Annotated in this window: 19 protein-coding genes; 7 read left to right on the forward strand and 12 right to left on the reverse strand. The window is 75.0% G+C overall.

The features are described from left to right. Positions 1 to 5 precede the first annotated feature (5 nt). Genes OG335_RS14940 through OG335_RS14955 form a run of 4 tightly spaced genes read right to left on the reverse strand, consistent with a single transcriptional unit; the run spans position 6 to position 3,616 of the window. Entirely contained in the window at positions 6 to 983 is a 978-nt protein-coding gene (locus tag OG335_RS14940; RefSeq protein WP_405011594.1) for an amino acid ABC transporter permease, read from the reverse strand. A 46-nt stretch (positions 984 to 1,029) separates the two neighbouring features. After that, complete coding sequence (locus OG335_RS14945) at positions 1,030 to 1,965, reverse strand: ABC transporter substrate-binding protein (RefSeq protein WP_405011595.1); 936 nt, start codon at positions 1,963 to 1,965, stop codon at positions 1,030 to 1,032. Then, positions 1,962 to 2,477: a GNAT family N-acetyltransferase gene (locus OG335_RS14950; RefSeq protein ID WP_405011596.1), complete on the reverse strand. Its 516-nt coding sequence runs from the start codon at positions 2,475 to 2,477 to the stop codon at positions 1,962 to 1,964. Before OG335_RS14950 ends, OG335_RS14945 begins: the two co-directional genes overlap by 4 nt. Continuing rightward, the gene (locus OG335_RS14955; protein ID WP_405011597.1) at positions 2,474 to 3,616 is read right to left on the reverse strand and encodes an LLM class flavin-dependent oxidoreductase; all 1,143 of its coding nucleotides are present in this window, start codon (positions 3,614 to 3,616) and stop codon (positions 2,474 to 2,476) included. The genes OG335_RS14950 and OG335_RS14955 overlap by 4 nt, the downstream gene beginning before the upstream one ends. Before the next feature lie 670 nt (positions 3,617 to 4,286). Here OG335_RS14955 and OG335_RS14960 point away from each other — a divergent pair. Together OG335_RS14960 and OG335_RS14965 are read left to right on the forward strand one after the other, a co-directional pair. Further along, positions 4,287 to 5,237 (forward strand): amino acid ABC transporter permease, encoded by a 951-nt coding sequence (locus tag OG335_RS14960; protein ID WP_405011598.1) that lies wholly within the window; start codon positions 4,287 to 4,289, stop codon positions 5,235 to 5,237. Then, positions 5,234 to 7,174 (forward strand): FAD/NAD(P)-binding protein, encoded by a 1,941-nt coding sequence (locus tag OG335_RS14965; protein ID WP_405011599.1) that lies wholly within the window; start codon positions 5,234 to 5,236, stop codon positions 7,172 to 7,174. Before OG335_RS14960 ends, OG335_RS14965 begins: the two co-directional genes overlap by 4 nt. Here OG335_RS14965 and OG335_RS14970 read toward each other — a convergent pair. Then, positions 7,141 to 8,139: a hypothetical protein gene (locus OG335_RS14970; RefSeq protein ID WP_405011600.1), complete on the reverse strand. Its 999-nt coding sequence runs from the start codon at positions 8,137 to 8,139 to the stop codon at positions 7,141 to 7,143. The two genes, OG335_RS14965 and OG335_RS14970, sit on opposite strands and share 34 nt — an antisense overlap. A 145-nt stretch (positions 8,140 to 8,284) precedes the next feature. Here OG335_RS14970 and OG335_RS14975 point away from each other — a divergent pair, with 145 nt between their 5' ends. Further along, the gene (locus OG335_RS14975; protein WP_405011601.1) at positions 8,285 to 10,567 is read left to right on the forward strand and encodes an FdhF/YdeP family oxidoreductase; all 2,283 of its coding nucleotides are present in this window, start codon (positions 8,285 to 8,287) and stop codon (positions 10,565 to 10,567) included. 30 nt (positions 10,568 to 10,597) lie between these two features. Here the strand turns inward: OG335_RS14975 and OG335_RS14980 are convergent, their stop codons facing one another. Next, a complete protein-coding gene (locus tag OG335_RS14980) occupies positions 10,598 to 12,067 on the reverse strand; it encodes a C40 family peptidase (protein ID WP_405011602.1) in 1,470 nt (489 codons plus the stop codon). Between the two features lie 363 nt (positions 12,068 to 12,430). On the opposite strand from OG335_RS14980, the gene OG335_RS14985 reads away from it, so the two are divergent. Both OG335_RS14985 and OG335_RS14990 read left to right on the forward strand, forming a co-directional pair. Next, positions 12,431 to 13,597 (forward strand): anion permease, encoded by a 1,167-nt coding sequence (locus tag OG335_RS14985; protein WP_405011603.1) that lies wholly within the window; start codon positions 12,431 to 12,433, stop codon positions 13,595 to 13,597. A 31-nt stretch (positions 13,598 to 13,628) separates the two neighbouring features. Then, positions 13,629 to 13,874, forward strand: a complete 246-nt coding sequence (locus OG335_RS14990) for a hypothetical protein (protein WP_405011604.1) — start codon at positions 13,629 to 13,631, stop codon at positions 13,872 to 13,874. A gap of 75 nt (positions 13,875 to 13,949) precedes the next feature. On the opposite strand, the gene OG335_RS14995 is transcribed toward OG335_RS14990, so the two are convergent. Beyond that, on the reverse strand, positions 13,950 to 15,506 hold the full coding sequence (locus OG335_RS14995) for an MDR family MFS transporter (RefSeq protein ID WP_405011605.1): 1,557 nt from the start codon (positions 15,504 to 15,506) through the stop codon (positions 13,950 to 13,952). A 156-nt stretch (positions 15,507 to 15,662) separates the two neighbouring features. Then, complete coding sequence (locus OG335_RS15000; protein WP_405011606.1) at positions 15,663 to 16,124, reverse strand: MarR family winged helix-turn-helix transcriptional regulator; 462 nt, start codon at positions 16,122 to 16,124, stop codon at positions 15,663 to 15,665. 108 nt (positions 16,125 to 16,232) lie between these two features. Here OG335_RS15000 and OG335_RS15005 point away from each other — a divergent pair, with 108 nt between their 5' ends. Continuing rightward, the gene (locus tag OG335_RS15005) at positions 16,233 to 17,294 is read left to right on the forward strand and encodes a DUF3533 domain-containing protein (RefSeq protein WP_405011607.1); all 1,062 of its coding nucleotides are present in this window, start codon (positions 16,233 to 16,235) and stop codon (positions 17,292 to 17,294) included. A gap of 13 nt (positions 17,295 to 17,307) precedes the next feature. Here the strand turns inward: OG335_RS15005 and OG335_RS15010 are convergent, their stop codons facing one another. Continuing rightward, a complete protein-coding gene (locus OG335_RS15010; RefSeq protein ID WP_405011608.1) occupies positions 17,308 to 18,531 on the reverse strand; it encodes an ROK family protein in 1,224 nt (407 codons plus the stop codon). A gap of 174 nt (positions 18,532 to 18,705) precedes the next feature. Beyond that, a complete protein-coding gene (xylB, locus tag OG335_RS15015) occupies positions 18,706 to 20,133 on the reverse strand; it encodes a xylulokinase (protein WP_405011609.1) in 1,428 nt (475 codons plus the stop codon). A gap of 104 nt (positions 20,134 to 20,237) precedes the next feature. On the opposite strand from xylB, the gene xylA reads away from it, so the two are divergent. Further along, positions 20,238 to 21,398 carry a xylose isomerase gene (gene xylA, locus OG335_RS15020; RefSeq protein ID WP_405011610.1) on the forward strand — a complete coding sequence of 387 codons (1,161 nt, stop codon included), beginning with the start codon at positions 20,238 to 20,240 and terminating at the stop codon, positions 21,396 to 21,398. Between the two features lie 45 nt (positions 21,399 to 21,443). On the opposite strand, the gene OG335_RS15025 is transcribed toward xylA, so the two are convergent. Next, positions 21,444 to 21,962 (reverse strand): GtrA family protein, encoded by a 519-nt coding sequence (locus OG335_RS15025; protein ID WP_405011611.1) that lies wholly within the window; start codon positions 21,960 to 21,962, stop codon positions 21,444 to 21,446. 58 nt (positions 21,963 to 22,020) lie between these two features. Beyond that, positions 22,021 to 23,451, reverse strand: a complete 1,431-nt coding sequence (locus OG335_RS15030) for a hypothetical protein (RefSeq protein WP_405015407.1) — start codon at positions 23,449 to 23,451, stop codon at positions 22,021 to 22,023. Positions 23,452 to 23,715 lie beyond the last annotated feature (264 nt).

The raw sequence follows: 23,715 nt of genomic DNA on the forward strand, positions 1-23,715 counted from the left end.
GGTGGTCACGGTCGGCCTCCGGAGGGTGAGGGCGGGCCGGGCCGGGCCGCGACGGCCCGGCGGGCGAGTTCGCGGGCCTGCTGCAGCGGGCCGGGCGGCGGGATGCGGTCGGTGCCGCGGGCGAAGCGGCGTTCCAGGTAGTACTGGCCGACCGACAGCAGGGTGGTGAGCAGCACGTACCAGGCGGTGGCGACGAGCAGCAGCGGGACGACCCGGCCGGTGCGGCCGTAGATCACCTGCACCTGGTAGAAGAGTTCGCCGATGGCCATGACGTAGACCACCGAGGTGGCCTTGAAGAGCGAGATGATCTCGTTGGCGGCGTTGGGCAGGATGCCGCGCATGGCCTGCGGGAGGATGATCCGCCGGATCTGCCGCAGCCGGGGGATGCCGAGGGCGGCGGCGGCCTCCCGCTGGCCGGCGTCGACGGAGATGACGCCGGCCCGGATGATCTCGGCGGCGTACGCGGCCTGGTGCAGGGCGAGCCCGACGACGGCGGCGCCGAGCGCGCCGAGCGCGTTCACGGTGTCGAAGTCGACGAGCACCGGACCGAACGGGATGCCGAGCCCGAGCCGCCGGTAGAGGTACGCGAGGTTGAACCAGAAGACGAGTTGCACGATCAGCGGGATCGAGCGGAACGCCCACACGTACGTCCAGGCGATGGTCTGCAGCACGGGGCTGCGGGAGAGCCGCAGCGCGGCCACCGCAGCGCCCAGTGCGAAGCCCAGCACCGTGGCGTAGAAGGTGAGTTGGAGGGTGGTGCCGACGGCCCGGAGGATCGTCGGGGTGAGGGCGTACGCCCGGAAGGTCGGCCAGTCCCAGCCGGGGTTCGTGGCGAGGCCGTGAACGAACTGGGCGACGAGGACGAGCGCGGTGGCGCCGGCCGCCCAGCGCCACGGGTGCCGGGCGGGGACGACCCGGAGCCCGGCCTCGCCGGGCGGGCCGGTGGCCGGCCCGGCGGTCTGCTCGGGTGCGGTGGTGGTCATGGCGGGGTTCCTCTGCGGGGCTGCGGCGGGACGGGCGGGCGCGGCGTCACGTGTGCTCGGGCGGGCTGATCCGCGATTCCGTGATGGCGGAGTCCGCGGTGCCCCACTTCTGCAGGATCCGTGTGTACGTGCCGTCCTTGATCAGCTGGTTGACGGCGGCGCGGAAGGCCGGGGTGAGCGGCGAGCCCTTCTTGAAGGCGAAGCCGACGTCGAGCCGGTGGAACTCGCCGAGGAACCGCGTGCCGGCGGCGGGCTGGGCGGCCTGGTGGCGCAGCCCGTTGATGGTCGACATGACGACGTCGATGCGGCCCTGCTGGAGGCCGGTGAGCACGGCGCCGTTGTCACTGAACGCCTTGACCTCGTACGGCTTGCGGCCGGCGTCGGTGCAGACGTTCTTCTTCGCGTTGAGGGTCGCCTCGAAGGTGGTGCCGGCACCGGTGCCGACGGTCAGGCCGCAGAGCTGCGCGAGGTCGGTGACCGACTGGAGGGAGGTGTCGTCCTTGCGGACGGCGAAGCCCTGGCCGTCGTCGATGTAGGTGACGAAGTCGACGGTCTTCAACCGGGCCGTGGTGACGCCGAAGTTGCCGGTGCCGACGTCGTACTTGCCGCTGCCGAGGGCGGGCAGGATGGTCTCGAAGGCGGCGTCCTCGCGGGTGATGGTGAGGCCGAGGACCTTCGCGACGGCGTCGGCGAAGTCGACGTCGAGGCCGGCGGGCTTCTTCGTGGCGGCGTCCGGGTAGAACGCGCTCGGCGGGGTGCCGACCGAGCCGCCGAGCTTGAGGGTGCCGGCGGCACGGACGTCCGCGGGGAGCAGGGCGGCCGCCGCGTCGGACTTCTGCACGGCGGCGAGGACGTCCTGCCGGGCGGCGGACGCGGCGGGGTCGCCGGCGGCCGGGCCGGAGGCGTCGGGCCCCGCACCGCAGGCGGCCAGCAGGAGCAGGGCGGCGGCCGCGGCCGCCGCGGCGGGGAGTCGGTGTCTCACGGGTGGCGCGTCTCCTCGGGTCCGGGGTGTCGTGCGGTGGTCAGGTGTTTCTCGAAGGGCAGCGGGTGGGGCTCGACGGGCACCGCCGCCGGGTCGAAGAGCGGGGTGTAGCCGGTCGCCAGGTAGAGGCCGCGGGCCTCCGGCTGGAGCGGTCCGGTGGTGAGGAAGATCCGGCGGTAGCCGTGGGCGGCCGCGGCCTGTTCCAGTTCGGCGAGGACCCGGCGGGCGAGTCCGCGGCGCCGGTGCGCGGAGTGCGTCCACATGCGCTTGACCTCGGCGGTGCCGGGGTCGGCGTGCCGCCGGTACGCCCCGCCGGCGACGGGTGCGCCGTCCTCCAGCAGGAGGAGCAGCAGGCCGCCGGGCGGGGCGAACTCCTCCGCGGGGTAGCGGGCCATCTCGTCGTGCGCGCCGGGCCCGTAGCGGGTCAGGTACTCGTGGGTGAGCTCGCGGACGAGGGGTTCGGTGAGCGGGTCGCCCAGCCGGACGGCCCGCACCTCGGTGGTGAGGGTCATGCCTGGGCCGCGATCAGCTGGTGGCGGTCGTTCTCGCGGGCGGCGGCCTTGGCGGCGTCCCGCTTGGCGACCTCCTCGCGGACGATCGGGATGACGTACCGGCCGAAGTCGATCGCGTCGTCGATGTGGTCGTAGCCGCGGGCGGAGAGGATGTCGACGCCGAGGTCGTAGTAGTCGAGGAGGGCTTCGGCGACGGTCTCGGGGGTGCCGACGAGGGCGTTGGAGTTTCCGGCGCCGCCGGTGGCGGCGGCGGTCGGCGTCCACAGCGCGCGGTCGTAGCGTTCGCCGGCCTCGGCGATCTCGATCAGCCGCTGCGAGCCGGTGTTCTCCGGGCCGTCGGTGACCAGGCGGCGGCGCACGAGGTCCTGGCCGGCGCGACGGGCCCTGATGGCGTCGACGGTGCGGTGCGCCTTCTCCCAGGCGAGTGCCTCGGTGGGGGCGATGATCGGCCGGAACGCCACCTGGATGCGCGGGGTGTCGGTGCGGCCCGCGGCGCGCGCGGCGGCGCGGACGCGGTCGATCTGCTCGGCGGTGCGGGCCAGCGGTTCGCCCCACAGGCAGTAGACGTCGGCCTCGGCCCCGCCGACCGCGTACGCGGCGTCGGAGGAGCCGCCGAAGGAGACGCCAGGCCGGGGCTGCTGCACGGGGAGGACGTCGGAGACGAAGTCGCGGAAGCGGTAGTGGGTGCCCTCGTGGTCGAAGGGCTCGCGGCTCGTCCAGGCCTTCTTGACGATGCCGATGTACTCGCGGGTGCGGTCGTAGCGCTCGTCCTTGGTGAGGAAGTCGCCCTCGCGCTGCTGCTCGTGGTCGTTGCCGCCGGTGATGAAGTGCACGGTCAGCCGGCCGTCGCTGATGTGGTCGAGGGTGGCGAAGGTCTTGGCGGCGAAGGTCGGGTAGGAGACGTTGGGGCGGTGGGCGAGGAGGATCTGCAGCCGGTCGAGCCTGGTGGCGAGGAACGCGGCGGCGGCCGCGGGCTCGGGCGAGCCGGCTCCGTAGGCGAAGAGCACGCGGTCCCAGCCGTGGTCCTCGTGGGCGCGGGCGAGGCGCAGCGTGTAGTCGCGGTCGAAGGCGGCGGTGGTGCGGGGGGTGGTCTCGGAGCCGTCGCCGGTGGCGGCGATGCCGAGGAACTCGACGGGCATGGCGGGCCTCTCTTCGGGGGTGCCGGACGTGCCCGGGGCGCACGGGGCCGGCCCGGCGGGCGGGCGTGGTCCGGCGCGCGCACGGCGCGGCGCGGCCCGGTGGTGCGGGCGGGGGTCGCGGGGGGCACGGGCAGGCGGGCGGGACCGCGGACGGGCAGGGCCGCGGCGGACGGGACGGGCGGGGTGCGCGCGACGGGACCCGGCGTGTCACCGGGTGGAGCGGGTGCGCGGAGGAGGCGGCAGCATGCGCCTGGTGCTGGTCCGCGGGCGCGGACGGCGTCCCGGCCCCACACGGCGGGGCGGACGAGGGAGAGTCTCCCGGGGGAAGAAAGGGCCGGTCAGGCGGCCTGCTGCCGGGTCAGACGCAACACGCTGCGGACCACACCCGACCGAAGTCGATGTGGTCGCGCGTGACCAGGCGCTGCTCGGCGTTCATGGCGTCAAGTTGAGCAGTGACCAGGGGAGTTCGTCAACCACTGTCCGGCGGCGGCCGGTCGCGGGCGGTGCGGGGGCGCCCTTGACAGGCGGCGTTCGGATACGCGTACGATCCTGCCCGGAGCGAGGTGCCCCGGAGCCCGGCCGATGTCCCGGCGGCTCCCGCCGTGTTGAGGGACACGGCGCGCGCGACGGACCGCAGGCCCGCCTGTCCGCCCGCACCCTGGAGTTCCCCATGGCCACGTCGCACGACGTCCTGCCGCCCGCCGTCGCACCGCCGCCCGTCCCCGTCGAGCCGGTGATCGTGCCGCGCCGCCGCGCCGGACGCCCGCTGGCCGCAGGCCTCGCCCTGCTCGTCCTCGCGCTGGTGCTGCAGTCGGTGGCCCGCAACGCCGCCTTCCGGTGGGACGTCGTCGGCCGCTACCTCACCAGCGCCGCGATCGTGCAGGGGCTGCTGCTGACCCTGTGGCTGACGGCCGCCGTGATGGTGCTGGGCTTCGCCCTGGGCACGCTGCTGGCGGTGGCCCGGCTGTCCGGCAACCCGGTGCTCTCGGCACTGAGCTGGGGCTACGTCTGGGTGTTCCGGGCGACGCCGGTGCTGGTGCAGCTGCTGCTCTGGTTCAACATCGGCGCGCTGTACCCGACGCTGTCGCTGGGGGTGCCGTACGGGCCGGAGCTGTTCAGCGTGCGGACGGTGAACCTGCTCGGGCCGACGGTCACCGCGATCCTCGGACTCACCCTGCACGAGGCCGCGTTCGCCGCCGAGGTGGTGCGGGCGGGCATCCTCTCCGTCGACCAGGGGCAGGTGGAGGCCGCCCAGTCGCTGGGGCTGCGCCGCGCCCGCGTGCTGCGGCGGATCGTCGTGCCGCAGGCGATGCGCTCGATCGTGCCGACCGCCGGCAACATGCTGGTCGGCACGCTCAAGGGCACCAGCATCGTCAGTGTGCTGGCCGTCCACGACCTGCTGTTCTCGGCCCAGTTGATCTACAACCAGACGTACGAGGTCATCCCGCTGCTGCTGGTGGCGACGCTCTGGTACATCGCGGTGACCAGCGTGCTCTCCGTGGTGCAGTACCACGTGGAGCGGCACTACGCCCGGGGCTCGACCCGCGGGGCGCTGCCGCCGACGCCGTACGCCCGGGTGCTCGCCGGCCTGCGCGCCGCACGGCCGGGGGTGCGGCGGTGAGCACCCTGGTGATCGTCGGCGCCGGGCCGCGCGGCACCGGGCTGCTGGAGCGGATCGCCGCCAACGCGCCCGAACTCCTGCCCGCCGACGCGCCCCTGCACATCCACCTGGTCGACCCGTACCCGCCGGGGGGTGGCCGGATCTGGCGGTACGCGCAGTCGCCGCTGCTGCGGATGAACTCGATGGCGGAGGACGTCACGATGTTCACCGACACCTCCTCGACCCTGGAGGGGCCCGTCCGCCCCGGGCCGTCGCTCGCCGCGTGGGCCGCCGAACCGGAGCGGTACCCGCCGTACCGGCCGCCCGCCGACCCGGGGCTCGCGCAGGAGCTCCGCGCGCTCGGCCCGGCGGACTTCCCGACCCGCCGCGCGCAGAGCGCCTACCTGGACTGGGTGTTCCGCCGGGCGGTCGCCGACCTGCCCGCGCACGTCACCGTCACGGTGCACCGCGACACCGCGCGGGCCGTCTCCGGCCCGGACGACGGGGTGCAGCGGGTGCGGCTCTCCGACCGCGTGCTGACGGCCGACCAGGTGGTGCTCACCCTCGGCCACCTCGACTCCTCGCCCGAGCCGCAGTACCAGGGCACGGCGGAGTTCGCCGCCCGGCACGGCCGCTTCCACCTGCCGCCGGCGTTCTCCTCGGACGCCGGCCTGGACGGCCTGCGGCCGGGCGAGCCGGTGATCCTGCGCGGCCTGGGCCTGGCCTTCGTCGACCTCGTCGCCCTGCTCACCGAGGGCCGCGGGGGCCGGTTCGAGGAGACGCCGGACGGGCTGCGCTACCTGCCGTCCGGCCGCGAACCGGTGATCCACGCGGGCTCCCGGCGCGGTGTGCCGTACCACTCCAAGACGCACTACCGCCTCCAGGGGCCGCCCGCCCCGCTGCCCCGCTACTTCGGCGCGGACGCCGTCGACGCCCTGACGGCCCGGCCGGAGCCGCTCGAACTCCGCCGCGACGTCTGGCCGCTGATGGCCAAGGAGATCGGTTTCGGCCACTACCACGAGCTGTTCCACGCCCACCCGGAACGCACCGCACTCCCCTGGGCGGAGTTCCTCGCGGCCTACGACCCGCTCGACTGGTACGGCCCGGAGCGCGTCGCGCTCGTCGCCGCCGCCGTGCCCGACCCCGCCGACCGGCTCGACTTCGAACGGCTCGACCGCCCGCTCGCCGGCCTGCGGCTCGCCGACGGCGACCGGCTCCAGCAGCACCTGCGGGCGTACGTCCGGGCGGACGCCGACCGCCGCGCCGACCCGGCCCACAGCGCCGACCTCGGAGCCTTCCTGGCCCTGCTGTCGCTCTACGGGCAGCTGCCGCGGCTCGCCGCCTCCGGCCGCCTCACCGCCCGCTCGGTCGCCGAGGAGCTCGACGGCTGGTGGAACGGCTTCTTCAGTTTCCTCGCGTCCGGGCCGCCCGGCTTCCGGCTGCGGCAGTTGCTCGCCCTGTCGGAGGCGGGCGTGGTGCACTTCCTCGGCGCCGACGCCACCGTCACCGCCGACGAGAGCGACGGCACGTTCCGTGCCGCCTCCCCCACCGTGCCGGGCCGCACGGTGCGGGCCACCGCCCTGATCGAGGCGTACCTGCCGCGGCACGCCCTCGACCGCACCGCCGACCCCGTGCTGCACCGGCTGCACCGGGCGGGCCGGGTGGCCGAGGAGGTCACCGCGGACGCCGGCCACGTCCACCGTTCGGGGCTGGTCGCCGTCACCCCCGCCGACGGCCGGCTGCTCGACCCGGGCCTCGGCGGCGCCCCGCACCCCCGCCGCACCGCGCTCGGCCCGCACACCTCGGCCCGCAGCTACGCGGCCTTCGCCCGGCCGTACACGAACGCGCCGGGCTTCCGCCAGAACGACGCCGCCGCGCGGGCGCTGCTGCGCGTCCTCGCGGGCGACGGCCCGACCGGCGGCGCTCAGCCGGGCCCGAGCAGCATCGCCGTCGCCTGATCCGCCGACAGCTCGTCCGGCACGGCGGCGAGCCGGCCGGCCAGGTCGCGGTGGCCGGTGGCGCGCTCCAGCTCGGTGAGGAAGAGGTCGGCCTCCCGGTCGGAGTCGAAGTCCCAGACCAGCAGCCGGTGCACCATCGCCACCGCGGCGACCGGCAGCAGCCCTCCACCGCCGGAGAGCCGCCGCCACTGCGGCACGAGCCGGCCCAGCAGGCAGCGGGCCTCGCCGAGCAGCGGATGGGCGGGGCCCAGGTGGTGCTGCACGACCGGAACGATCTCCAGCAGCACGCCGACGGCCGACACGACGTCCCCGGCCCGGGCGAGCGCGTCGGCGAGCCCGCACTGCGCGGCGAGGGCCCGCACGTCGTACGGCCCGACGGCCTGCACGAGCGCGGGCTGCACCTCGCGCAGCAGGTGCACGGCGCCGTACGGGTCGCCGGCGGCGCCGACCGCCCGGGCGTGCGCCGTGCGGGTCTCCAGGGTGTCCGGGTCGTGCGGGCCGAGCGCCTGTGCGGCGTCGGCGGCGACCTGGCCCAGCAGGTGGGCGGCGCCGGACGGATCGCCCGCGGCGGACCGCCGGAGCCCGAGCCGGCGCCAGGCGGTCAGGGTGTCGCGGTCGTAGCGGCCCAGCAGGGCCGTCGCCTCGCGGGCGACCGCCTCCAGCAGGTGCACCGCACCGTCGGGGGTGGGCGCCGTGTCGGCGGCGTCGCTCAGCCGCACCAGCAGCGCCCGGACCTCGGCGCCCGCCCCACCCGGCGCCGCGTCGACGGGCTGCACGGCGGCGGGCCCGGGGGCGGCGGACGGCTCCGAGGGCTGCGCGGGCACCTGCGGCACGGCCGGGGGCGGCGCGTCCACGGGCTGCGCGGGCGGCACCGCCGGGGCCGGCGGCGCTACCGGTGCGGCCGGTGCCGCGGCCGGGTCGGCGGGCGGGCCGAACCGGCCCTCGGGCTTCTCGACGGACGGCATGGTCGACCTCGTTCACGGCTCGGCGGCGCTGGCGCCGCACATCCTGCCACCGCCCCGACCTCGGCGGACCGCGCGGGCCGGACGGTGGAAGGATGGATCCGGTGCCGCGGCGACGCTGCCGGGCCCGGTGGAGGAGGAGCCCGTCATGGCCAAGCAGGCCCCGCAGGTCGACCCGGCGCAGGACGCGCCGCGCATATCCGCCCCGCAGCACGCGGCGGCCGGCACCCCCGCGGTACTGCACACCCTGCGCATGGCGGGCGAGCAGATGGGCGCCCGGCGCACCCTGGCCACCCTGCGCAAGGTCAACCAGCCGGACGGCTTCGACTGCCCGGGCTGCGCCTGGCCGGAGCCGGAGCACACGCACACCGCGGAGTTCTGCGAGAACGGCGCGAAGGCCGTCGCCGAGGAGGCCACCGAGCGTCGGATCACCGCGGAGTTCTTCGCCGCGCACCCGGTCTCCGAGCTGGCGGAGCGGTCCGGCTACTGGCTGGGCCAGCAGGGCCGGCTGACCGCGCCGATGCTGCTGGAGGAGGGCGCGGACACGTACGTGCCGGTCTCCTGGGAGCGGGCCCTCGGGATCGTCGCCGAGGAGCTGCGGGCGCTCGACACCCCGGATGCCGCCGCGTTCTACACCTCGGGCCGCACCAGCAACGAGGCCGCGTTCCTCTACCAGCTGTTCGCCCGGCGGCTCGGCACCAACAACCTGCCGGACTGCTCCAACATGTGCCACGAGTCGTCCGGTTCGGCGCTGGTGGAGACCCTGGGCATCGGCAAGGGCAGCGTGCACCTGAAGGACCTGTACCAGGCCGACCTGATCATCGTCGCCGGGCAGAACCCGGGCACCAACCACCCGCGGATGCTCTCCGCCCTGGAGCGGGCGAAGCGGGCCGGCGCGACGATCGTCTCGGTCAACCCGCTGCCGGAGGCGGGGCTGGAGCGGTTCAAGAACCCGCAGAACGCGCGCGGCCTGGCCGGCTCCGGCACGAAGCTCACCGATCTGTTCCTGCAGATCCGGCTCGGCGGCGACCTCGCGCTCTTCCGGGCGCTGAACCAGCTGGTGCTGGCCGCCGAGGACGGCGTCGACGAGGCGTTCGTCGCCGAACACTGCCACGGCTTCGAGGAGTTCGCCGCGGAGGCGGCGACGACGGACCGGGCGGAGGTGCTCGCCGCCACCGGCCTGCCCTGGGAGCAGATCGAGGAGCTCGCCCGGCTGGTGCTCTCCTCGCAGAAGATCGTCGTCTGCTGGGCGATGGGCCTGACCCAGCACCGGCACGCCGTGCCGACCATCCGGGAGGTCGTCAACTTCCTTCTGCTGCGCGGCAACGTGGGCCGGCCCGGCGCGGGCGTCTGCCCGGTGCGCGGGCACAGCAACGTCCAGGGCGACCGCACGATGGGCATCTTCGAACGCCCCGCGGCCGCCTTCCTCGACGCGCTCGGCGCGGAGTTCGGCTTCGAGCCGCCGCGCGAGCACGGGCTCGACTCGGTCGACACCATCCGGGCGATGCGCGACGGCCGGGTGCGGGTGTTCTTCGCGATGGGCGGCAACTTCGTCGCCGCGACCCCCGACACCGCGGTGACCGAGGCCGCGATGCGCCGCTGCCGGCTCACCGTGCACGTCTCCACCAAGCTCAACCGCTCGCACGTGGTGACCGGTGCCCGCGCGCTGATCCTGCCGACGCTCGGCCGCACCGACCGGGACCTGACGTCCGCCGGGGCCCAGTTCGTCACCGTCGAGGACTCGATGGGCATGGTGCACTCCTCGCGCGGCGGGCTGCGGCCGCCGTCCGACACGCTGCTCTCCGAACCGGCGATCGTCTGCCGGCTGGCCCGCGAGGTCTTCGGGCCCGACGACGCCACGCCCTGGGAGGAGTTCGCCACCGCGTACGACACCGTGCGGGACCGGATATCCCGGGTGGTGGCCGGTTTCGACGGCTTCAACGAGAAGGTCCGGCGGCCGGGCGGCTTCGCCCTGCCGCACGGCCCGCGCGACACCCGCACCTTCCCGACCGCGACGGGCCGGGCCAACTTCACGGTCAACCCGCTGACCGCGCCCGAGGTGCCGGCCGGCCGCCTGCTGCTGCAGACGCTGCGCTCGCACGACCAGTACAACACCACGGTCTACGGCCTGGACGACCGCTACCGCGGCATCACCGGCGGCCGCCGCGTGGTCCTGGTGAACCCGGCCGACGCCGAGCGGCTGGGCCTCGCCGACGGGCGGTACGTCGACCTGGTGAGCGAGTGGAGGGACGGCGTGGAGCGCCGCGCCCCGCACTTCCGGGTGGTGCACTACCCGGTCGCGCTCGGCGGTGCGGCCGCCTACTACCCGGAGACGAACGTCCTGGTGCCGCTGGACTCCACCGCGGAGGTCAGCAACACGCCGACCTCCAAGGCGGTGGTGGTCCGCTTCGAGCCGGACAGCGGGGCCTGACGGCCCCCTCCGCCGTCCCCGCCGCTACTGCTACTGCTCCGTCGGGGCGGCGGAGGACGGCGACGTGGCCGCCACCGAGGCCGAGGCCGACCGCGAGCCCACGGTCGAGGGCGAGTCGGCCGCGGAGGGCGTGCCGGTGCCGGACGGCGTGCCCGGGACGGAGGGGGTGCCCGGGACGGAGGGCGTGCCCGGCGTCGACGGGGTGCCCGGGGCGGACGGCGTGCCCGTGGGGCTGCCGGACGGGGTGCCCGTGGCCGGCGGGGTCGGCACGGTCGGCGGGGTGGGCCGCGGCGGGATCGTGGTCGGCTTGGCGGGGGCGATCTTCACCTCGCCCACCTTCACGTCCGGGACCTTCCACTGGCCGCCCTTGTCGTCGCCGGCCGCGTCGGGGTCGGGCCGGACGGCGCCGAGGATCGGCATCGCACCGATCTTGGAGACCTTGACGACGTCGCCGGTGTGCGGGGCCTGCACGATGAGGCCGCCGCCGATGTACATGGCGATGTGGGTGGCGCCGCCGAAGTAGACGATCAGGTCGCCGGGGCGGATCTGGTTGAGCGGCACGTGCTTGAGCTGCGCCCACTGCACCTGGCTGGTCCGCGGGATCGGCACGCCGGCGTGCAGCCAGGCCTGCGAGGTCAGGCCGGAACAGTCGAAGACGTTGGGCCCGGCACCGCCCCAGACGTAGTCCTTGCCGAGCTGCTTCAGCGCGTACGCGACGGCCTGGCGGCCCGCGGCGGAGGGCGTGCGCTCGCCCTTGCCGAGGGCGCCGGAGGCGAGGAAGGCGAGCTGGGCCTCGTCGGCCTGCTGGCGCTCCAGGGCCTCCAGCTCGCTGCGCTGCGCGCCGGTGAGGGAGGCGACCATGTCCTCGACCGCGGTCAGCCGCTTGGCGACGTCGGTCTTGGCGGCCTCCTGCTGGGTGGCGAGCACGCCCGCCCGGGCGAGGGCGAGCTCGGCCTGGGAGCGGAGCTCGACCAGGGTGGCGCGGTCCGAGGTGAGGCGGTCGAGGAACGCCTTCTGGGAGCGGCCGGCGGCGTCGAGCAGCTGCGCGATGACCACGGCCTGGTAGGGGTTCTCGGCGAGCATCAGGTCGGCGAGGTCGGAGGCCCGTCCGTTGCGGTACTGGGCGGCGGCGAGCTGGGCCGCGATCTCCACCCCGGCGTCGACGGCGGTCTGCTGCGAGACCAGCCGGGCCCTGAGGTCGTCGACGAGCTGCTGCTGCGCGGCCTGCTGGGCGACGGCCGTGTTGTACTGCTCGGTCGCGGCCTCGGCCTCCTGGTACAGCTGGTGCAGCCGGTCGAGCATCGGGCCGAGGGTGGCCTTAGCCGCCGCGAGCGGGTCGGCGCCGGCGGAGACGCCGATCGACGGACCGGGCTCGGGCGCGGCGTACGCGGCGGTGGCCATCGGGAGGGACAGGGCGGCGGCTGCGAGCACCGCTCCGCAGCGCAGCGCTGCGCGCACCCATGGGCGGATGCCGGTCTCCGTGCGCTGTCCAGCCGTCATCGGCCGCCCTCCCCAGTCCAGCACTGCCGGGCCCGGTGCCCGGTGATCTGCGCAGAATCCTGCCATGTGACGCACCGGTAACGGCAGGGGGCCGGCGGTCGGGCCGGTGAATTCTCAGCCACTCCTCACCGGGGGGCGGGAACGGGTGTGAGACACCTCTCAGCAAACCGCCACCAAGCGGGACCCAAGCGGACATAACCGCGGTACGAGGCCTCGGAGTCCACGCTTTCACACCTTCCCCGCAACCCCTTCGCAACCCTCGGAGCCGTGATGCCGGGCCCAGTTAACCTTCCGTTCACCCAGGCTCCCTACGGTCACGCAGGACAGCAGCGTCAGTCCGACAACTACGACGATTGTTTGGTTATGGAACACATCACGTTCCTGGTGGCCGTTGTGATCATCACGGCGCTCGCCTTCGACTTCACCAACGGCTTCCACGACACCGCCAACGCGATGGCCACCTCCATCGCGACGGGAGCCCTCAAGCCCAAGGTCGCGGTCACCATCGCCGCCGTCCTCAACTTCGCCGGGGCCTTCCTCTCCGTGAAGGTGGCCACCACCATCTCCGGCGGCATCGTGAACGAGAAGGTCGGCGTCGAGCCGTCCATCATCTTCGCCGCCCTGGTCGGGGCGATCCTCTGGAACCTGCTGACCTGGCTGCGCGGCCTGCCGTCAAGCTCCTCGCACGCGCTGTACGGCGGCCTGATCGGCGCCACCGTGGTCGGCGTCGGCATGGACGGCGTGAACTTCGACGTCGTCGCCACCAAGATCCTCATCCCGGCCGTGGCCTCCCCGCTCGTGGCCGGCCTGGCCGCCTTCGGCGCCACCAAGCTGGCGTACCTGATCACCCGCGGCGGCCGTGAGACCACGACCGACAAGGGGTTCCGGCGCGGCCAGATGTTCTCGTCGTCGCTGATCTCGCTGGCGCACGGCACCAACGACGCGCAGAAGACCATGGGCATCATCACCCTGACCCTGGTCTCCGTCGGCGCCCTGAAGCCCGGCGCGCTGCCGCCGGTCTGGGTCATCGTGAGCGCGGGCGCCGCCATCGCCCTCGGCACGTACATGGGCGGCTGGCGCATCATCCGCTCGATGGGCAAGGGCCTGACCGACATCCGGCCGCGGCAGGGCCTGGCCACCGAGACGGCCGCCACCGCGGTCATCCTCACCTCGACGCACATGGGCTACGGCCTCTCCACCACCCAGGTCTGCTCCGGCGGCATCATGGGCGCGGGCCTCGGCGGCCCCAAGCGCGAGCTGCGCTGGAGCCTGGTGCGCCGTATGGTCTACACCTGGGGCCTGACCCTGCCCGCCGCCGCCACGGTGGCCGGTGCCGCGGCCTTCGTCGCGGACCAGGGCGCGTGGGGCGTCGCGCTGGTCGGTGCCGCCCTGGTCGCCGGTTCCGGCGCGATGTGGCTCCTCTCGCGCCGCCAGCCGGTCACCGCCGGCAACGTCAACGACGTGCAGGAGGTCGAGGTGCCGGTCCAGGCCGCCGCCCCGACGCCCGCCACCACCACCGTCGCGGCCTGACGGCCCGGTCACGGACAGGACGGAGAGAACCATGGACATCAAGTGGAGCGCCCTCGCCCAGACCGCGGGCATCAGCTTCGGCGTGACGGTCGCGGTGGTCGCGGCCTTCGCCCTCGGCATCCTGGCGCTGTCGCGCCGCGAGGCCGCGCAGGAGGCCGTCCGCTCGGGCATCCCCGGCGCGGGCAGCGGCAACCTCGCACTGGCCGGTGCGGCCCTGTGCTTCAGCGCCTGCGCCTCCGTGGTCTTCTACGGGATCACGATGATCGCCGGCCGCTGAGGCGACCGGCGCACGACGTACGGCGAAGGGCCCGACCTCGGAGGTCGGGCCCTTCGCCGTACGCGCGTGCCGGGCTCAGTCCTTGACGAGCTCCGGCGCCCGGGCGGCCGGGGTGTCCACGGTGCCGCGCAGCGGCGCCTCGCGGATGAACAGCACGACCACGAAGGCCGCCAGAGCGAACGGCGCAGCCAGCAGGAACACCATGCCGACACCGCGGCCGAAGGCGTCCGTGACGAGCGGGACGACCGGTGCGGGCAGCGCGTGCAGGTCCGGGATCTCGCCGCCGCCGAGACCCCCGGCGGCGGGGTGGACGCCCGCCTTGGCGAGGTTCTCGGCCAGGTAGCGCGCGACCCGGTCGGACATCAGCGCGCCGAGGGCCGAGACGCCGATGGCGCCGCCCATGGTGCGGAAGAAGGTGACGGTGGAGCTGGCCGAGCCGAGCTCCTCGCGGGGCACGGTGTTCTGCACGGCGAGCACGAGGTTCTGCATGGTCAGGCCGAGGCCGATGCCGGCGAGCGCCATGTAGAGGGCGAGCAGGCCGTACGCGGTGTCGGCGCGGGCGGTGCCGAGCAGGCCGAAGCCGACCGCGAGCAGCAGGGTGCCGGCGACGAGGTAGCCCTTCCAGCGGCCGTAGCGGGTGATGAGCTTGCCGGCGACGGTGGAGGAGACCGCGAGCCCGAGGATCATCGGCAGGGTGAGCAGGCCGGCCATGGTGGGCGACTTCTCGCGGGCGAGCTGGAAGTACTGGCTGAGGAAGGTCGTGGCGCCGTACATGCCGACGCCGACCAGCACGCTCGCGATGGCGGAGAGGGTGACCGTGCGGTGCCGGAAGAGGTCGAGCGGCACGACGGGCTCGGCGGCGCGGCGTTCGGCGGCGACGAAGAGCACGACCAGCACGGCGGTGCCGCCGAGCATGGCCGCGGTCTGCCAGGAGGCCCAGTCGTAGTTCTTGCCGGCCAGGCTGACCCAGATCATCAGGAGGCTGGCGGCGGCGGTGATGAGCAGCGCGCCGAGGTAGTCGATGCGGGCCTTGGTGGCGCGCGGGGTGACGGGCAGCCGCAGGGTGCGCTGGAGGACGGCGATGGCGAGCAGCGAGAACGGGATGCCGACGTAGAAGCACCAGCGCCAGCCGAGCCAGTCGGTGTCGACGATGACGCCGCCGATCAGCGGGCCGCCGATGGTGGCGAGGGCGAAGACGGCGCCGAAGTAGCCGCTGTAGCGGCCGCGCTCGCGGGGCGACACCATCGCGGCCAGGCAGATCTGGGCGAGGGCGGTGACGCCGCCGGCGCCGATGCCCTGGAGCACGCGGCAGCCGATGAGCTGGCCGGTGTTCTGGGAGAGACCGGCGAGGGCGGAGGACGCGATGTAGATGACGAGGGCGATCTGGACGAGCAGCTTCTTGCTGACCAGGTCGGAGAGCTTGCCCCAGATGGGGGTGGAGGCGGTGAGGGAGAGCAGGGTGGCGGTGATCACCCAGGTGTAGGCGGATTCGCCGCCGTGCAGGTCGGTGAGGATCGTCGGCAGGGCGTTGGAGACGACGGTCGAGGAGAGCACGGCCACGAAGAGGCCCAGGAGCAGGCCGGAGAGGGCTTCCAGGACTTGGCGGTGCGTCATGGGGGTCGTCGGGGTCATGGGCTTCCTTCGACGTGAAATTTCGTTGCCTCAAGCAACCGTAAGCTCGATGGTTGAGTAAGGCAACTTTCGCCAAGCGCAAGTAAAGCCCGGCCCCGAAGGGCCGGGCGGTGCCCGTTCAGGACGCGCAGGACGCGCAGGACGCACGGGACGCGCTCAGACGGACATCGACTCCGCGGCGATGTCGTTGAAGCGGTGCAGCAGTTCGGCGAACCGCTCGACGTCGTCGTCGCCCCAGGCCGCCATCAGCTCGCGGAAGCGGTCCATCCGGGCGTCGCGGGCCCGCTGGTAGCGGGCGGCGCCGTCACCGGTGAGGGAGACCAGCGAGGAGCGGCGGTCGAGCGGGTCGACCTCCCGGCGCACGAGCCCCAGCTCCTCCAGGTGCTTCACCTGTCGGCTGATCGAGGCCTTGCCGATGCCGAAGTGCACCCCGATGTCGGTGAGTCGCACCCGGCCGGTCTCCTCCACGAAGGCCAGCAGACTGTAGGCCCCGCCCTCCAGCTCGGGGTGCACCCGCCGCGACATCTCGGCCGACCGCGCGCGGCCGCGCCGGAACAGCAGCGCCACCTCCCGCTCCACCGCGCGGAACGCCTGCTCCGCCGACTCCTGGTCACTCATGGCGCCCAGTATCCCGCAGGCGGCGCCTCCCCCCTCCGGCAACTGCTTCATGCTATGAAGTGTCCGCTTGATCCACTTTCGTCCCAGTCCGATTCCCGGAGGCAGTCGATGGCCGGTCCGCGCCGCGGATTCCCCGCCGAGATCAGGGACGCGGTCACCCCGCGCGCCGCCCTCCTCGTGCTCGCGGTGCTGCTGCTGCAGCTCGGCTTCATCGCCAGCTACGTCGGCGCGCTCCACGACCCGAGCCCGCACCGGCTGTCGATCGCCGTCGTCGCCCCCGCGCGGGCCGCGCCGCAGTTCGTCGCCGCCCTCGACGCCGTCCCCGGCGAGGCCGTCCGGTCGAGCACCGCTCCTGACCGGGCCACCGCCGTCCAGCGCATCCGCGACCAGGAGATCTACGCCGCCTGGCTGGTCGACCCCGCCGGCACGAAGGACACGCTGCTCGTCGCGGCGGCCCGCGGCCCGGCCGCGGCGACCGCCGCCGAACAGATCGTGGGCGGCCTCGACAGCCGTCAGCGGCGCACGCTCGCCGTCGAGGACGTCGTGCCGCTCGCGGAGGGCGACGCCGAGGGCCTCTCCTCCTTCTACCTGGTGGTCGGCTGGTGCGTGGGCGGCTACCTGGTGGCGTCGATCCTCGGCATCAGCGCCGGCTCCCGGCCCGCCAACACGCACCGGGCGCTGATCCGGCTCGCCACCCTCGTCGTCTACTCCGTGGCGGCGGGCCTCGGCGGGGCGGTGATCATCGGGCCGGTCCTGAACGCGCTGCCCGGCTCCGGCTGGGCCCTGTGGGGGCTCGGCAGCCTGGTGGTGTTCGCGGTCGGCGCGTTCACCATGGCGCTGGAGTGCCTCTTCGACGTGGTCGGCATCGGGCTCGCGGTGCTCGTGTTCGTGGTGCTCGGCAACCCCAGCGCGGGCGGGGTGTTCCCGCCGCCGCTGATGCCGCCGTTCTGGCGGGCGATCGGTGCGTGGATCCCCAACGGCGCGGGCACCGACGCGGCCCGGTCGATCGCCTACCTCGGCGGCAGCCGGCTGACGCAGCCGTTCCTGGTGCTGGCGGCCTGGGCGGTGGTGGGCGTCGGCGTCACCCTCCTCGCGGTGGCCCGCCGGCCGGGCGCCGCCCCGGGTCCGGCCGGGGCCGGCGCGGCGCCCGGCACCGTGGCGTCCGGCTGAGGCCGCCCGGGCCTCAGCCCTCGGCGGCGGCGAACCGGCCCGGGTCGGCGACGACCGCGCGCACCACACCGGTCGCCGCCCCGAGCAGCGGGCCGCGCCGCCCGAGCCGGGAGACCGACAGCCAGTCGTCCCGCCAGGCGCGCACGGTGACCCGGGCGGCGAGTTCGGCCCGCATCGCGGGCAGCAGCCACTCGGCGAGTTCCGCGTAGCCGCCGCCGAGCACGAGCGCGGCCGGGTCGAGCAGGTTGACGGACCCGGCCGCGGCGACGCCGAGCGCCGTACCGGCCCCGGTCAGCGCGGCCCGGACGGCGGGGTCGCCGTCGGCGGCGCGCCGGGCGAGCAGCGCCACCCAGTCGCCCCCGGCGTCGGTGAGGCCCGCGGCCCGCAGCACCGCGGCCTCCCCGGCGTACTGCTCCAGGCAGCCGCGTGCGCCGCACGGGCACGGCGGGCCGTCGGGGTGCACGGGCAGGTGGCCGATCTCCCCGGCGTAGCCGCGGGCGCCGCGCAGCAGTCGGCCGTCGACGACGAGGGCCGCGCCGATGCCGGCCTCGGCGGAGAGGTGCAGGAAGTCGTCGGGGCCGTCGCCGAGCCAGAGTTCGGCGAGGCCGCCGAGGTTGGCCTCGTTGTCGACGTCGAGGGCCAGGCCGGCGAGGCCGGTGGCACCGGCCCCGCGCAGCGCCCGGCGGAGTTCGGCGGCGAGCGGCACGTCCGACCAGCCGAGGTTCGCCGCGCGCTCGACGGTGCCGTCGGCCGCGCCGACCAGGCCGGGGACGGCGACGGCGAGACCGGCGGGTTCGAGGCCGCAGCCGTCGGCGACCTCGCGCAGCAGCGCCGCGAGGTCGGCGAGGACGGCGGCGGGGGTGCGGCCGCGGTTGGGGACGTCGCGGCGCAGCCAGGCGCGCACCTCTCCGCGCAGGTCGACGACGCAGGCGGCGAGGTGTTCGACGCCGATCTCGCCGCCGAGGCCGGCCGGGCCCTGCGGGTCGAGGGCGAGTGCGGTGCCGGGGCGCCCGACCCGGCCGCTCGGCACGGTGGGTCCGCTCTCGGCGACGAGCCCGGCGGCCGACAGCTCGTCGACGAGCGAGGAGACCGCCGCGCGGGTGAGCCCGGTGGCGGCGGCGACCTCGGCGCGCGACCGCGGCCCGGCCGCGAACTCGCCGAGCACGAGCGCCAGGTTGGCCCGGCGCATGCCCTGCTGGCTCGCGGGCCTGGCCCGTCTCGTCGCCGTGTCGCGCATCCCCGTCGCACCTCTCGTCCACCGGCCGGGCCGGTGCCCTCGTCGGGCGTCCGCCCGGCCCCCTGCCGGTCATCGGGCCGAACACCAGGTCGACCGCTTGCAGCGTATCCGCGCTCGGCCGCGCGTTCCGCACGGCGCGGCCCCGGGGCTCGCGACCCCGGGTGCCGTGTCGGGTCAGCGGGCGCCGAGCAGCGGGCCGCCGTCGGCGAGCACGGCGGTGATCCGCGCCGCGGTGGCGGTGTCCCGTTCGACCGCCGCCAGGACGGGCCCGGCCGCCGTGTCCCAGCGGCGGGCGACCGCCGCCGGGTGCTCGCCGCTGAGCAGTCCGGCGGCCTGGGCGGCGGCGCCGAGGGCGACGAGTTCGCCGGCGGCCGGCACCTGCACGGCGCGGCCGGAGAGCCGGCGGACGGTGTCCTGCCAGGCCCGGCCGCGGGCGCCGCCGCCGATCAGCAGCAACGGCTGGTCGCCGCCGGTCTCGCCGCCGGACTCCAGCACGAGGTCGAGGGCGGTGAGCAGGGCGTGGGCGGCGCCGTCGTAGGCGGCCTGGAGCAGCTGGCCGGGGGTGGTGTCGTGGCGCAGGCCGTGGATCAGGCCTGCGGCGTGCGGCAGTGCGGGGGTGCGCTCGCCGTCGAGGAAGGGCAGCACGACGGCCTCGCCGCCGGGTTCGACGGCCTGCCGGTCGAGGCCGAGGAGGGTGGCGACGCGGTCGACGGCGAGGGTGCAGTTGAGCGTGCAGGCGAGGGGCAGCCAGTCGCCGTGGGCCGCGGCGAAGCCGGCGACGGTGCCGCTGGGGTCGGCGGGGCGGCCGCGGGTGACGGCGTAGACGGTGCCGGAGGTGCCGAGCGAGAGGGCGGGCCGTCCGTAGGCGGCGCCGGGGCCGCCGCCGAGGCCGAGCCCGAGGGCGGCGGCGGCGTTGTCGCCCGCGCCGAGGGCGACGGGGATGCCGGGCCGCAGGCCGCCGAGGGTGCCGAGGGTCTCGCCGGCCGGGGTGCCGGGCTCGACGAGGGGTGGCAGCAGGGCGGGGTCGAGGCCGGCGAGGGCGAGGATCTCCTCGTCCCAGCCGTGCTCGCCCCACCAGCCGGTGCCGGAGGCGTCGCTGCGCTCGGCGGCGGGGCGGCCGGTGAGCTGCTCGGTGAGGTACTCGTGCGGGAGGCGGACGGCGGCGACCCGGCCGGCGAGGCCCTGGTCGCGCAGCCAGGCCCACTTGCTGACCGTGAAGGAGGCGTTGGGCACGCTGCCGGTGCGCCGGGCCCAGGCGTCGGGGCCGAGCGCGTCGACGAGGGCGGCGGCCTGGCCGGCGGAGCGGGTGTCGTTCCACAGCAGGGCGGGGTGCACGGGGGCGCCGTCCGCGTCGAGGGTGACGAGCCCGTGCTGCTGGCCGCCGATAGCGACGGCTTCGGCGCGGTCGGCGTGGCCGGTGGCGGCGACGGCCTCGTCGAGGGCCTGCCGCCACTGCCGGGGGTCGCTCTCCCGGGCGCCGCCGCTGCCGGTGACGGTGTGCGCGGCGCGGCCCTCGCCGAGGACCTCGCCGGTCTCCGTGTCGACCGCGAGGGCCTTGGTGGCCTGGGTGGAGCTGTCCACCCCGATGACGATCCGTGCCATGTCTCACTCCGTGTGCCGCGCCGGGACTTCCCATCCGTGCCTGGGGATATTAGTTTGTTTTCTGCCCTGACGAATAGCCCCCGGCAGATCTGGAGTACTCCGCCATGCCCACCCCCACCCCCGCGGACAAGTTCACCTTCGGCCTGTGGACCGTCGGCTGGCAGGGCCGCGACCCGTTCGGCGACGCCACCCGCCCGGCCCTCGACCCGGTCGAGACCGTCCACCGCCTCGCCGAGCTCGGCGCGTACGGCGTCACCTTCCACGACGACGACCTGATCCCGTTCGGCTCCTCGGACGCCGAGCGCGACGCCGTCGTCAAGCGCTTCCGCGCCGCCCTGGACGCCACCGGCCTCACGGTGCCGATGGCCACCACCAACCTCTTCACGCACCCGGTCTTCAAGGACGGCGGCTTCACCTCCAACGACCGCGACGTGCGCCGCTACGCGCTCCGCAAGACCATCCGCAACATCGACCTGGCGGCCGAGCTCGGCGCCACCACGTACGTCGCCTGGGGCGGCCGCGAGGGTGCGGAGCACGGCGGCTCCAAGGACGTCCGGGTGGCGCTGGACCGCCTGAAGGAGGCCTTCGACCTGCTCGGCGAGTACGTCGACCAGAAGGGCTACGACCTGCGGTTCGCGATCGAGCCCAAGCCGAACGAGCCCCGCGGCGACATCCTGCTCCCGACCATCGGCCACGCCCTGGCGTTCATCAACAGCCTGGAGCGCCCGGAGAAGGTCGGCCTCAACCCGGAGGTCGGCCACGAGCAGATGGCGGGCCTGAACTTCACCCACGGCATCGCCCAGGCGCTGTGGCACGACAAGCTGTTCCACATCGACCTGAACGGCCAGTCCGGCATCAAGTACGACCAGGACCTGCGCTTCGGCGCCGGCGACCTGCGCAGCGCGTTCTGGCTGGTCGACCTGCTGGAGTCGGCCGGCTACGCGGGCCCGCGCCACTTCGACTTCAAGCCGCCGCGCACCGAGGACTTCGACGGCGTCTGGGCCTCGGCCGCCGGCTGCATGAGCAACTACCTGATGCTGAAGGAGCGGGCCCTGGCGTTCCGCGCCGACCCGGCCGTGCAGGAGGCGCTGCGCGCCGCCCGCCTCGACGAGCTGGCCACGCCGACCGTCGCGGACGGCCTGGACGCCCTGCTCGCCGACCGCTCGGCGTTCGAGGAGTTCGACGTGGACGCGGCCGCCGCCCGCGGCATGGCCTTCGAGCAGCTCGACCAGCTCGCCATGGAGCACCTGCTCGGCGCCCGCTGAGCCGGGCCCCCCGAGGGGCCACCGGGGCCGCCGCCCCCGGGGAGTTCAGACCCGTTCGGGTTCGAGCTCCTCGGCGGGCGGCTGCAGCCGTGTGCGGGTGAAGACCCAGCGGTTCATCGCCCAGAAGCGGAAGACCATGGCCAGCAGCGTGCCGACGATCATGCCGCTGAGGAAGTCGGCGACCTCCTGCACCAGCGGGGTGACGTCCGGCTCGCGCAGGTCGAGCACGTAACGGGAGAACACCAGCGGCAGGTCGTTGACGGCCACCGCGAGGGCGCTCACCACGAGGAAGAGGATCGCCTCGCGGTGCTTCCCGTTGGCGCGGAAGGACCACTGGCGGTTCAGCACGTACGACACGACGGTGGCGATCACCGTGGCGACGGTGAGTGCCACGACCGGCTTGTGCTGGAGCACGGTGAACTTGAGGCCGAGGTCGACGGCCATGGTCAGCACGAAGCAGGTACCGCCCACCAGCAGGAACTTCACCAGTTTGCGGTGCTGCACCAGCGTGGGCTTCCAGCGCTCCGGGACCCGGGCCAGGGCCCGCTGAGTTGGCGACGGCATTCCGGCAGTCTCCCACGCCCGGATTGCCGGCGGGTACTCGGCGGACCCTCCCGGGGGACTACCCGTTGGTAATGCGCAGCACGCCCGTCGTGGTGCCCTGGAGCACCACGCCGCCCGGCGCGATCGACCCGACCATCTGCAGCGTGTCGAAGACGAAGCCGCTGCCCAGCCACTTCGTCCGGACCACCCGGCCGGTCGCCGGGTCGACCTCGGCGTAGCTGTACGGGTCGAGCTCGGAGGTGGTCGTGGTGCCCGGGATCACCGGGTCGCGGAGCACCGTGCGGATCAGGCCGTCCGCGGTGGAGAGCCGGGGCACCGCGGCCGAGCGCACGAGGGTGTCCCAGCGCAGGTCGCAGCCGGAGCCGTCGGCCCGGACGTCGACCCGGCTCAGCCCGCCGCGGAACGCCGCCGACGCGGGCACGCTGGTGCCCGCGCCCTCCGGCAGCTTCGGGTACGGGTAGCCGTAGGTCGAGGCGACGAACACGGCGTTGCCGACCGCGACCGGCGAGTTCTCGCTGCCGCTGCCGCCGGCCTTCAGCACGGGCACCGAGCAGACCTGCGCGCCGGAGTCCGCGCGGTACACCAGCAGGTTGACGGTGGGGGCGGCGTTGTCGACGACGGTGACGTACTCGCCGCCGGTGCGCGGGCCGAAGAAGGTCGGCGTCGACCCGGTGCCCCAGCTCAGCTGTCCGGGCTTGCGGCCCGGCCCGCGGTCGTACGGCTGCCGCCAGACGATCTGCGGGGTGCCGTCGGCGGCGGCGGTCAGCAGGTAGGTGGCGTACGTGGTGGCGACGGCGGTGCCGCCGGGCGCGGTGGAGATGGAGTTGGCCACCGTCTCGCCGGCGGGGAGCGCGAGCGTGCGGACGGTGCCGGTGCGGTCGTCCGCGGTGCCGACCGTGCCGCCGCCGGTCGCGAACCACACCCGGCCCTGCCAGTCCGGGGAGATCCCGGTGACCGCGTCGCCGGACGGCAGCGCGGACGCCAGCGGCAGCGAGGAGTCGACGGAGAGCTGCCAGGCGCCGGTGGCGGTGCGGTGGTGCCCGACGCGCAGCAGGCTGCCCCCGCCGTCGACGGCGACCAGGCGGTCCCGGTCGTCGAGGTAGGCGTAGACGCCGCCGAGCAGCGAGCCCTTGGCGATCGGCAGCGACGCCAGCGAGTCACCCGTCGCCGGGTCGAGCAGGTGCACGGTCGGGGTGAGGCCGAAGATCGCGGTGCACAGGGCGACCGGGTAGCCGTCGGCACCCACCAGCACGGTCGGGCAGGCCGAGGCGAGCGCGGCCCGGTGCGAGGTCAGCGACCCGGCGGCGGGCCCCGGCAGCGGGGTCGCGTCGGAGGATCCGGTGTCGCCGTGCATGGTGGCGGTGCCGTCGGGGCCCGCGTACGGGTTGTGCGGGGGCAGCGGGCCGAAGGCCTCCGCGCCGGCGGCGGGGGCCGCCGGGGCGAGGGCGAGCAGCACGGCGGCGGCGAGGGCGGGCAGCGCGAGGCGCATGGGGTTGTCCCGTCGGGTGAGGTGGGCAAGGGAGGACCGCGCGGCGGTGCTCACACCCGGACGTGCTCCCGGCCTCGGCCGGGCGGGGACACCGCGCTCAGAGGGCGCGGTGACAGATCGCGGAGCACGCGTACGCCAGGTCGACGTCGAGTCGACGGCTCAGGTACGCGTGGCGATGCATGGGGCCAGCGTGGCGTGCTGACGGTCCGTCGCACAAGAGTCGTCTCACCTTCCGGGCACGCCCGTGGGGCCGCGGGCGGCTCC

This window comes from Kitasatospora sp. NBC_01539 (assembly GCF_045040525.1).
Classification (GTDB): Bacteria; Actinomycetota; Actinomycetes; order Streptomycetales; family Streptomycetaceae; genus Kitasatospora.